The sequence below is a fragment of the Geminocystis sp. genome (genome assembly GCF_041753295.1).
Taxonomy (GTDB): domain Bacteria; phylum Cyanobacteriota; class Cyanobacteriia; order Cyanobacteriales; family Cyanobacteriaceae; genus Geminocystis.
The window spans coordinates 1-10,937 of sequence record NZ_JBGSUU010000058.1 but is presented as its reverse complement, the minus strand read 5'-3'; the positions used below and the strand labels follow the sequence as shown (position 1 = coordinate 10,937).

Annotated in this window: 10 protein-coding genes; 6 read left to right on the top strand and 4 right to left on the bottom strand. The window is 34.1% G+C overall.

The features are described from left to right. Window positions 1-119: 119 nt before the first annotated feature. A complete protein-coding gene (locus tag ACEW8E_RS06115; protein WP_373479450.1) occupies window positions 120-725 on the bottom strand; it encodes a DUF3352 domain-containing protein in 606 nt (201 codons plus the stop codon). 44 nt (window positions 726-769) lie between these two features. Continuing rightward, complete coding sequence (locus tag ACEW8E_RS06110; protein ID WP_373479449.1) at window positions 770-1,864, bottom strand: ABC transporter ATP-binding protein; 1,095 nt, start codon at window positions 1,862-1,864, stop codon at window positions 770-772. Window positions 1,865-2,037: 173 nt separating this feature from the next. Here ACEW8E_RS06110 and ACEW8E_RS06105 point away from each other — a divergent pair, with 173 nt between their 5' ends. The 3 genes from ACEW8E_RS06105 (at window position 2,038) to rlmD (ending at window position 5,929) form a co-directional block, all read left to right on the top strand. Then, the gene (locus ACEW8E_RS06105) at window positions 2,038-2,712 is read left to right on the top strand and encodes a hypothetical protein (RefSeq protein ID WP_373479448.1); all 675 of its coding nucleotides are present in this window, start codon (window positions 2,038-2,040) and stop codon (window positions 2,710-2,712) included. Between the two features lie 68 nt (window positions 2,713-2,780). Continuing rightward, a complete protein-coding gene (locus tag ACEW8E_RS06100; protein WP_373479447.1) occupies window positions 2,781-4,451 on the top strand; it encodes a helicase HerA domain-containing protein in 1,671 nt (556 codons plus the stop codon). 131 nt (window positions 4,452-4,582) lie between these two features. Continuing rightward, window positions 4,583-5,929 carry a 23S rRNA (uracil(1939)-C(5))-methyltransferase RlmD gene (rlmD, locus tag ACEW8E_RS06095; RefSeq protein ID WP_373479451.1) on the top strand — a complete coding sequence of 449 codons (1,347 nt, stop codon included), beginning with the start codon at window positions 4,583-4,585 and terminating at the stop codon, window positions 5,927-5,929. 35 nt (window positions 5,930-5,964) lie between these two features. Here the strand turns inward: rlmD and ACEW8E_RS06090 are convergent, their stop codons facing one another. Together ACEW8E_RS06090 and ACEW8E_RS06085 are read right to left on the bottom strand one after the other, a co-directional pair. After that, window positions 5,965-7,230, bottom strand: a complete 1,266-nt coding sequence (locus ACEW8E_RS06090; protein ID WP_373479446.1) for a glutamate-5-semialdehyde dehydrogenase — start codon at window positions 7,228-7,230, stop codon at window positions 5,965-5,967. A 10-nt stretch (window positions 7,231-7,240) separates the two neighbouring features. Then, window positions 7,241-7,660 carry a hypothetical protein gene (locus ACEW8E_RS06085; protein ID WP_373479445.1) on the bottom strand — a complete coding sequence of 140 codons (420 nt, stop codon included), beginning with the start codon at window positions 7,658-7,660 and terminating at the stop codon, window positions 7,241-7,243. A gap of 90 nt (window positions 7,661-7,750) precedes the next feature. Here ACEW8E_RS06085 and ACEW8E_RS06080 point away from each other — a divergent pair, with 90 nt between their 5' ends. From ACEW8E_RS06080 to ACEW8E_RS06070, 3 genes are all read left to right on the top strand, one after another. Continuing rightward, window positions 7,751-8,305, top strand: a complete 555-nt coding sequence (locus tag ACEW8E_RS06080; protein WP_373479444.1) for a shikimate kinase — start codon at window positions 7,751-7,753, stop codon at window positions 8,303-8,305. Window positions 8,306-8,554: 249 nt separating this feature from the next. Continuing rightward, window positions 8,555-9,592 (top strand): phosphate acyltransferase PlsX, encoded by a 1,038-nt coding sequence (plsX, locus tag ACEW8E_RS06075; RefSeq protein ID WP_373479443.1) that lies wholly within the window; start codon window positions 8,555-8,557, stop codon window positions 9,590-9,592. Between the two features lie 123 nt (window positions 9,593-9,715). Then, entirely contained in the window at window positions 9,716-10,720 is a 1,005-nt protein-coding gene (locus tag ACEW8E_RS06070) for a beta-ketoacyl-ACP synthase III (protein WP_373479442.1), read from the top strand. The last annotated feature ends 217 nt before the right edge of the window (window positions 10,721-10,937 follow it).

Genomic DNA, 10,937 nt, shown 5'->3' with positions numbered 1-10,937 from the left:
GTTACGAGCGATCGCTCGTCGGCTCTGGTACACAGCACGCCTCTGTGATAATTTAAGAGAGTAATAAAGATACGTGCGCGTAGCGTGCCTTCGGCATCACCTTATCTAAAAATCATACTTTAATTCAGCAACGCCACTTTTTTTATCACCCCTTCTTGATCACTAATTACGAGATAATTATTAAAAGTAGTAAACCACAGATTTTGATTATTATTTATTAGTTGATAAATAGTTGTATCTTGATATTTACTTTCAATGGGTTTTTGCTGATTATCTTTTTTTAGTTTTTGGAAAAAGTTATTAGCTTTTAGTTTATTTTTAATACCTAGAATAGCTACTACATCATAATCTACTCCTGATTCAGAAGGGGGTAAAATTGTCAGAGAAACCCCTCCTATCCAAGGTAAAATATCTTGTTGAATATCAATTTTATTGTTATTATTTTCTAAGTTATTATTAACAAAATTTTCTACATTTTCATTAATAATTTTTTGGCTAGAAATAGTCCCAAATTCTTGTAGTTTTGACCATTTTTGTGCATCAGTAGAAACAAAACTCGTCGCCATGGCAGAAGCAGGAATAAGATTATTACTACTTTTAAGAGTTAATTCACTACCTAATAAATTTTTGCCGTAAAAATAACCACCTCCAAGGGTTAATAAACTCACTGCTAATAAAGGAAAACAACCGCAACCACTTTTTTTATTTGATTTTGATGATGTCATTTTTTTTAGGGGAATAATTAATCAACAGGATTTCTCCTGATAAGTTAATTATTAACTATTAATCCTGTAGTTGGGTCAAAAATATAGCTATTGTCTAAATTTAACTTTATCTTAATTTTATCGCCTCTTTTTCCTGTCCATTGAATGGGTAATTGTAGATTAAGATTAATCTCGGAATCCACTATAATCACACTTACTAAAATTTCTTTGCCTAAAGGTTCAATAACTTCTACTTGAGTTAAAATAGTATTTTCTGTGTCTTCATTATCATTAATTACCGTTATAAATTCTGGGCGAATACCTAAATCCCAACCTTGCCCATTTTTTGGAGGAATTTTCTTCATTAATGACACCGTTAAACACAAAGACTGTTGCTCATTAATCCACAATGCACCATCATGATAGGTAACAGGAATAATATTCATGGGCGGAGTACCTAAAAATGTTGCTACCATTTTATTACTTGGATAATTATATATTTCTGCTGGTGTCCCAATTTGTTGTATCTTTCCTTTATCTAAAACTACTATGCGATCGCCAAGAGTCATTGCTTCTACTTGATCATGAGTTACATATATAGTAGTAATACCAACTTGATTATGAAGTTTTTTTAATTCTGTGCGTGTTTGATCTCGTAATTGAGTATCTAAATTAGATAATGGTTCATCTAATAAGAATACCTTAGGTTGTCTAATAATAGCTCTACCTAATGCGACTCTTTGTTGTTGCCCTCCTGACAACTGTTTAGGTTTACGATGCAATAAATGGTGAATATTGAGAATTTGAGAGACAAACTCGACTTTTTCAGCGATGACTTGTTTTTTTTCACCACGCATTTTTAAACCAAAACCGAGATTTTCTGCCACCGTAAAATGAGGATATAAAGCATAATTTTGAAAAACCATTGCTACATCTCTTTCTCTAGCCGGAATGGCATTCATTAAAACATCATCAAAAAATAAATTACCGTCAGTAATAGATTCTAAACCAGCGATAGATCTTAGTATAGTTGATTTACCGCATCCCGAAGGCCCTACTAATACCCAAAACTCTCCTTCAGGTACTTGAAAAGTAATATCACAGACAACTTTAACTTGATTAAAACTCCGAGAAATGTTGTCGAGGGTAACAGTTGCCATAATTATCAAAACATAATGTAGAGAGAAAGGAGAAAGGAAAGTTAGTCGGGTAAGTAGAGGGGATTAGCTTTTTCTAACCTCCTTTACCCTCTATGTCATCATTTGATATTGCTATCTCTTTACTTACAATTGTAAGAACATATAGGGCTTACCCTGTTTCACATCTTTGAGATATGATGATTTTAGAAGAACGCTTTACTCCGAAGGAATTTGGTCATCTAACAGCAATAAAGATATTATTACTCATTATGACTATAAATAACGATATTTTTCCTGAATTAAATCATGAAATAATTAAACCTTTATTAGAAACCGAAGATATTTTACTGTGGAAATCATGGCAAAAATATCCCATTCAAGCTAGATATTTAATTCTACTTTTTTATCGTTATCTTTATTTAACACAAACTTCATCTTACTATTCAAATAGGATAGAAAATCAAGAATTTTACCTTGAGAAATTGTGGTTTTTTATTTTCGATAATTTACTCATTTATGACATAGAAGAAGAAGAAATATTATCCCAAGTAATTATCAATCTCATTCAAGAATTTTTCACTGAAGAAAATATTATCTTTCCTGATACTAATAATTGTCATTTTGATTTTCAATTAAGATATTTGCCTTTAAAATATTATCTTGAAAAATCCCTAGAAAAATTAACACCTATCGAAAGAATAATTTTAGTAACTAAAGATAAATTTGTCTGGGAAGATGATAAGATATTACAATATTTACAACAACAAAAAAAGAAGATTACTTTACCAGAAATAAAAGCCTTTTATACCAAAGCACATTCTCAATTATTAAACAATTTACCCACTGATATTGTCAGTATTTACTTATAAAATAATCAATAATATTCTTAAAGTTATCTGATTAATTAATCAAAATTTTAAAAAAGTTTAACTAAAACATGAAACAAGATAAAATACAACCATTAGGATCAGTTATTCAAGGATCATTAAGAGAAGGATTAGAAGTAAGATTATATCCTGATATATCTGTAGAAGATATGAGAGTAGGGAAATTTTTAGTAGTACAAGGTACTAGATCAAGATTCTTTTGTTTGCTAACGGATGTGTCTTTAGGCGCTTCTAATCCTCGTATTTTTACTCATCCTCCTGATTATGATGATAGTTTTTGGATTGATATACTAGCAGGAAGTGATACTTATGGCACAATTGAAATTGCACCAATGTTGATGTTATCCTTGACAAATAAAGAAGAATATGGTAATAAAATCGATACAGAGCTACAATTATTACCAGTGAAAACTATTCCTAGTCATTTTAGCCCAGTTTATGAGTCAACAGAGGAGGATTTTCGCTCAGTTTTTGGGGGAGAAAATGATCCATATAAATGTAATTTTGCCATCGGACAACCTTTAGATATGGATGTGCCAGTATGTATGGATTTAGCTCGTTTTGTAGAGCGTAGTAACGGTATATTTGGCAAATCAGGCACGGGAAAATCATTTTTAACAAGGTTATTGATTTCGGGCATTATTCGCAAAGAAGCCGCTGTAAATCTTATGTTTGATATGCACTCAGAGTATGGTTGGGCTGCAGTAAGTGAAGGTAAAAAGTTTAGTATGGTGAAAGGGTTAAAGCAACTTTTTCCCAAAAGGGTAGAAATCTATACCCTCGATGCCGAATCGACTAATCGCCGAGGAGTGACGAGCGCTCACGAATTATATTTAAGCTATGATCAAATTCAAATTGAAGATTTACGGTTAATTGGTAGAGAATTAAACTTATCCGAAGCTAGTTTAGATAATGCTAATATTTTAGCCTCAGAATACGGTAAACATTGGATTTCTCGTCTTTTAGAAATGACTAACGAGGATATACAAATGTTTTGTAATGAAAAACAAGGGCATCAAGGCTCAATTATGGCATTACAACGGAAGTTAAAACGTCTTGAAGATTTAAAATATTTAAAACCTACTTGTAATCATAATTACATTCACGAAATTCTTAATTTACTTGATGGCGGTAAACACATTGTAATTGAATTTGGCTCACAAGGTAATATGTTATCTTATATGCTTGTTACTAATATGATTACCCGTCGTATTCATACTGCCTATGTCAAAAAAGCTGAGAAATTTTTACAAACACAACAATTACTTGATCGCCCTCGTCCATTAGTGATTACTATAGAAGAAGCTCATCGTTTTCTTGATTCTAAAATTGTCCATCAAACTATTTTTGGTACAATAGCAAGGGAAATGCGTAAATATTTCGTCACGTTACTAATTGTAGATCAACGTCCTTCAGGGATAGATAATGAGGTAATGTCTCAAGTTGGCACAAGAATTACTTGCTTACTTAATGATGAAAAAGATATTGATGCTATTTTTACTGGTGTTTCTGGTGCAAGTGGTTTAAGATCTGTTTTAGCTAAACTCGATTCTAAACAACAAGCCTTAGTTTTAGGGCACGCTGTTCCTATGCCTGTAGTTGTGCGTACTCGTGCCTATGATGAAAATTTTTACAAGGAAATTGAAGATACTGATTGGCGAGAAAAAAGTGATCAAGAGGTAGCTGATCAGGCTAAAATAGTCAGAAGTGAGATTTTCTAAATATTACTTAAAGTTATAAAAAAAATATTTTGGTTAGGCAATACCAATAAGTAAATTTATTATCAATTTTTAATTATCCCCAACCCCTTATAATTGAGAGTGAATCTAAATAGAAGTAAGGTTGATAAATGATACAACAGGGTGAATTAGTTACTCTCGATATTGAAGATGTAAGTAGCGAAGGCAATGGCATTGGTAAAGTTAATCAACAAGTGGTTTTTGTGCCTAATACCGTTACTGGCGATCGCATTACGACTCGTATTATAAGAGTCAAAAAAAAACACGCAGAAGGAAAATTAGAGGAAATACAAGAGGATTCAAAATATCGTATTCGCCCTCGTTGTATAGTGGCGGATAAATGCGGAGGTTGTCAGTGGCAACATATTGATTATGAATATCAACTCAAAGTTAAAGAAACTCAGGTAAAAGAAACGTTAACTCGTATTGGTGGTTTTCAGGATTTTAGGGTAGAAACAATTTTTAGTGATGAAGATTTAGGGTATCGCAACAAAGTTAATTACCCTTTGGGAGTGGCAGAAAACGGTAATATTAAAGCAGGATATTATCAACTAGGTAGTCATCAAATAGTTAATATTAATCAGTGTCCCATACAAGATGATCGTTTAAACCCTTTGTTAAAAGAAATTAAACAAGATTTACAAACACTGCAAATACCTATTTATAACGAAGAAACCCGAAAAGGTGCATTGCGTCATTTATGTTTTCGTATCGGCAAAAATACTGGGGAAATTTTATTAACTCTGGTGAGTGCGCAAGTTAGTAACGCTGCCATAGAAAAACAAGCCCAAAAATGGTTACAGCATTATCCTAATTTGGTGGGAGTTTGTTTAAATCATAACCCTAAATCCACAAACGTCATTTTTGGTAAAGAAACGGATTTATTAGCAGGAAGACTTTATCTTAACGAGATTTTTGCCGGTTTAACCTTTCACTTGCGCCCTGAAACTTTCTTTCAAGTTAATACTAACGTAGCGGAAGCCTTATTTAACCAAGTTTTAAGTCAATTAGATTTACAAGGGAATGAAACCGTAATCGATCTTTATTGTGGTATAGGCACATTTACACTACCCATTGCCAAAAAAGCAAAACAAGTAATCGGTATAGAGTCTCATAATTTATCCATCGAACAAGCTAACCGTAACGCGCAAGTCAATGACATTGAAAATGTTAAGTTTATTTTAGGACAAACAGAGGTAATTTTACCAGAAATGGATGAAAAACCAGATATTATCATTCTTGATCCTCCCCGTAAAGGTTGTCAACCAGAAGTTATTGAAACTTTACTAACCTTAAAACCCCAAAAAATTGTTTATATTAGTTGTCATCCAGCTACCCTAGCAAGGGATTTAAAAATGTTGTGCGAAAACGGTGATTATAAATTAACTTTTGTGCAACCTGCCGACTTTTTTCCTCAAACTCCCCATGTAGAAACTGCTGCTATTCTTTGCCGTAATTAGGAGATAAGAGTTAGGAGATAAAAGGAAACGGGGAGTTAGGAGATAGATTGTCCATCACCGACTACAATTTGCTTAAGGGTAGTAAAAGTTTCAAGGCTGATTAATCCTCGACGATGACCTTTTTGATTAGAAACACCTAAAAATACAGAATTACTACCCTGTAAATAACGGTAAAAACGAGGAGATGAGTTGATATAAACCAAAGCGCTATCAGTTTCCATCGCAAAAATTCTCCCTTCTTGATAAGAGTCTGTAACAAGGCAATCTGCATGACCACTACTATGTTCGTTAATCCATGCAATGGCTTCAGCTAAATTATCGACAAAACGAAAAGCAATAGTTTTATTGAGAAAAGATTGATTCCACCCCGAAGGTTTAATGACAGTTAAATATTCTGGAAAATCTGTCACCAAAGATTCATCCCCCACAAGGGTAAAATTGTTTTCTTTTAAGTGGTTAAATAATCTGGTGATAGAATTAGATTTTTGTTGTTTATTAATTAATACTTTTTCGATGGCGTTAACAGGATCAGGTATAGTATTATAGCTATCGATAATAACATGACGCACTAAATCTAAATCATGACATAATGACCAGTATAAGTGACAATTGCCCATAGCTGATTTAAGTACTGGGGCTGTAGCGGTTTGAGTAACTTTATGTATTAAACTAGGTCGCCCATAGGGAATAATTAGATTAAGATATTGCTCTTGAGTGACTAAATCCTCAATAGAATAACCTTCTTCTGGAGGTAAAAACTGAATACAATAAGGCGGAAAATCAACTTCTTCTAAGGCAATTTGTAAGGCTTGAGTGATAATGGAATTAGTATTACTTGCTTCACTACTACCTCTTAAAATTAAGCTATTTCCTGTTTTAATAGTTAATCCTGCGGTGATAATTGCTAACTCTGGTAATGCTTCATAGATTAAGGCAATAACTCCTAAAGGCATTAACTGAGAATAATTTTGACAGTAAGTTACTTGATAAGGTGAGTTGATTACTTTTTGAAAGGGATCTGGTAACTCGGCTAACGCTTTTAATATTTCAATGGTGAATTTTAATCTTTGGGGAGTTAATTTAAGCCATTCAAGAATTAAATCTGGCAATGCCATTTCTCGGCTAATTTCTAAGTCTAAAGTATTAGCTTGTAAAATATCATCAAAGGATTTTTCGAGCTTTTTAGCCATATGCAATACGGCTTCTGAGCGTTTAATGCCTTTTATATTACTCATTTTAACAAAGCCTTGGTGAGCTTGATTGACAATGAGAGAAATTGGTTTTAAAGGAAGATGATTCATACGGTTAATTTTAACGACGATAGGCTAACCATAGAGAAAAACATAGCAACATCAAGATTAGTCCTAAAATAATACCAGAAATTATGGTTATTCCTGAACTTAAGGTTATTAATAAAGGCACAGAGATGATTATGGAAATGAAAAAACACAGTATTGTCACCATAAAATAGCTTTCTTGCCAAGGTTTTCCCGCTATAATCCATTTTTTGCCATTCCAATACCATCTTCTTTTATGAGGATAACTAGGGTTCAATTGTTCTATGTGATCCTGTTTTTCTGTTAATACAAAAATTTGTTGACAGCGATCGCAACCCATAGCTTCAGTTAATATGATAGGTAAAAGTTTTCCTTTTCGACGACAAGGGCAAGGATATTCAAGGTTTAAATCGATAGGATGATGTTTTTTTCGCAAACCCACAATGATTTTCACGGATAAAAGTAAATAATTACATTATAAACATTTGACACTTGATAGTTTAAAGTTGACAATTATCAATTACGAATTATCAATTAATTGTTCATGGAAAATATTTTAAGAGGATTAAATGTTTACTTAATCGGTATGATGGGATCTGGTAAAACCACTGTCGGAAAGTTACTAGCCGAAAAGTTGCAATATCGATTTTTAGATACTGACTCTATCATCGAAACGGTGAGTCAAAAAACCATTAACGAAATTTTTGCCTTAGAAGGAGAAGAGGGTTTTCGCCGTTTAGAAAGTAATGTTTTACAACAAGTTTCTCCTTATATTAGGACAGTAATTGCCACAGGAGGAGGTATTATTCTTCGTCAAGAAAATTGGGGTTACTTGCGAGAGGGTATGGTAATTTGGTTAGATGCCCCCGTGGAAGTCTTAGTAAAAAGGTTAACGGATGATCATACTCGACCTTTATTACAAAATCAAGACTTAATGGTTAAATTAACAAACTTAAAACAACAACGAGAATTTTTGTATCGACAAGCAGATATAACTATTTCTTTCACGGAAAATGATACCCCTTCAGATATTGTTGAAAAGTTACTAACAGAAATTCCTTTTCATATCAAAGCTGAATTTAATCCAGACTTTAATTAGTTAAAAGTTTAAGTTAATCTCTTTATTCCTTTACCCTTTGCCCTTTGCCCCTTGCCCTTTACCCCTTTGCCCTTTGCCCTTTACCCTTTGCCCTTTGCCCTTTGCCCTTTGCCCTTTGCCCTTTGCCCTTTACCCTTTGATAAAGTAAACATAGAATTAATTTTGGTTACTTATTAGTTGTGCATTGTTCATTGTTAATTCCTTTAGTATGATATAATCTGATAGACTTTAACCCTATAAATTTGAGCAATGCTTGAGACACGCACAAAAATAGCAGTAGATGCAATGGGTGGAGATAACGCCCCTAAGGAGATTGTTGCAGGTGCAATCCGTGCCGCAGCAGAACTTGAAGTTGATATACTATTAGTAGGTAATCCTGATGCAATTCAGGCAGAAATAGAAAAACATGGTAATACACTCAACAATATCGAAATTGTACCTGCCGATGGTGTTGTCTCCATGGAAGAAGAAGCATTAGTAGGCGTTCGCCGTAAGCCCAATGCTTCCATTAATGTAGCAATGAATTTAGTCAAAGAAAACCGAGCGCAAGGTGTTGTGTCGGCAGGACATTCAGGGGCTGCTATGGCGGCAGCATTGCTTGGATTAGGCAGAATTAAAGGCATTGATCGTCCTGCTATTGGGGCGGTATTCCCGACTATGTATGCAAATAAATCCGTGATTCTTCTTGATGTGGGAGCGAATGTTGATTGTAAACCTAAATATTTAGAACAATTTGCCCTCATGGGATCAGTTTATAGTAAATATGTTTTAGATATAGAAGAGCCTAGGGTTGGTTTAGTAAATATTGGAGAAGAATCTTGTAAGGGTAACGAATTAGCCAAAGAAACCTATAAGTTATTAAGTAATAATCCTCAAATTTCTTTTGCTGGTAACGCTGAAGGAAGAGATATTTTATCTGGGGATTTTGACGTTATCGTTTGTGATGGTTTTGTGGGTAACGTATTGCTCAAATTTGCGGAAGCAGTGGGCGGAATTATGTTACAAATTGTGAAGGAAGAATTACCCTTCGGTGTTAGAGGTAAAGTTGGAGCAAGTATTCTTAAGCCTAATCTTAAGCGTATCAAACAACGTATCGATCATGCCGAACATGGTGGTGCATTACTTTTAGGAGTTAATGGTGTTTGTATTGTAAGTCATGGTAGTTCTCAATCACCTTCAATTTTTAATGCCATCCGTATCGCAAAAGAAGCTGTAGATCATGGTATTATTGAAAAGATACAAAATAATCAAGATTTTTCTAAAAAAGAGTTAGCAGTTGACAGTTGACAGTTAACCGTTGAAAATGAACAATTGACCGTGAATAGTTAACGATGGAAAATTAGATATTCAACAATTCTTTTTTTCCCTAATTACTAATTCATAATTCCTATTTATTGAAGGGGTAAATCATTGGAGCAGATTAAAAAAGGCGTTACTATTGTCAGTAGTGGTTCAGCAACAGCTACACAAGTGTTAGATAATCATGATTTAAGTAAAATAGTTGATACTTCTGACGATTGGATTAAAACTCGCACGGGTATCATCAAACGTCATATCTGTGCCAATAACTCCCTTAGTGATTTAGCTTCTCAAGCCGCACAAAAAGCTATATCTAATGCTGGGTTAACCCCCACCGACATTGATTTGATTATTCTTGCTACTTCTACTCCAGATGATCTTTTTGGCTCGGCTAGTCAAATACAGGGTTCTATCGGTGCAACAAAAGCCGTAGCCTTTGATTTAACCGCCGCTTGTTCAGGCTTTGTATTTGCCTTGATTACTGCTAGTCAGTTTATCCGTAACGGTGTTTATGAAAATATCGTTGTTATCGGTGCTGATTGTCTTTCCCGTTGGGTTGATTGGAGCGATCGCACTACTTGCGTACTTTTTGGTGACGGGGCTGGGGCGGTGGTATGTCAAGCTAGTGAAATTGGCGATAATTTGTTAGGTTTCGAGATGTGCAGTAATGGTAAGCTCAATAGTGCTTTAAATCTAGCCTATAAAGGAGAAGTGAAAAATATTGGTCATAATAAACAAATTACTCAAGGCGGATTTGGTAAAATAACCATGAACGGTAGAGAAGTTTATCGTTTTGCAGTGAGTAAAGTACCTGAAGTTATCGAAAAAGCCTTATTTAGAGCCGATTTAACTACCGATAAAATAGACTGGTTAATTTTACATCAAGCTAACCAAAGAATTATCGAAGCCGTCGCCGAAAGATTAAGTATCCCTTCATGGAAGATAATTGCTAATCTCAGCGAATATGGCAATACTTCGGCGGCTTCTATTCCCCTCGCTTTAGATGAAGCTGTTAGTCAAGGAAAAATTCGCCATGGTAACACTATTGCTATTTCTGGTTTTGGTGCTGGTTTAACATGGGGTGCAGCAATTTTTAAATGGGGAAGTTTTGAGTAAGTAATGATTCATGCACGTTATCAGTTACCGCAAAATTAAAGATTTTATTCAAAAACATAGTTCCACCAGTGAAAAATTAGCTTCTATGTCGAAAGAAGCCCCACACTTTGTTTTCAACAAAAAATAAATCAAACAAGTGTGGGATGAATTTCGACAGATAAATAAACGTTCTATCTTGTCACAACGGTTGAAAATTATGATAAGATAAGAACAACCG

What these genes read in the sequence shown, in the direction of transcription:
- ACEW8E_RS06110 (WP_373479449.1), bottom strand. Translation starts at nt 1,864, where the DNA reads ATGGCAACTGTTACCCTCGACAACATTTCTCGGAGTTTTAATCAAGTT.
- plsX (WP_373479443.1), top strand. Translation starts at nt 8,555, where the DNA reads ATGCTTGAGACACGCACAAAAATAGCAGTAGATGCAATGGGTGGAGAT.
- ACEW8E_RS06115 (WP_373479450.1), bottom strand. Translation starts at nt 725, where the DNA reads ATGACATCATCAAAATCAAATAAAAAAAGTGGTTGCGGTTGTTTTCCT.
- ACEW8E_RS06090 (WP_373479446.1), bottom strand. Translation starts at nt 7,230, where the DNA reads ATGAATCATCTTCCTTTAAAACCAATTTCTCTCATTGTCAATCAAGCT.
- ACEW8E_RS06080 (WP_373479444.1), top strand. Translation starts at nt 7,751, where the DNA reads ATGGAAAATATTTTAAGAGGATTAAATGTTTACTTAATCGGTATGATG.
- ACEW8E_RS06105 (WP_373479448.1), top strand. Translation starts at nt 2,038, where the DNA reads ATGATGATTTTAGAAGAACGCTTTACTCCGAAGGAATTTGGTCATCTA.
- ACEW8E_RS06100 (WP_373479447.1), top strand. Translation starts at nt 2,781, where the DNA reads ATGAAACAAGATAAAATACAACCATTAGGATCAGTTATTCAAGGATCA.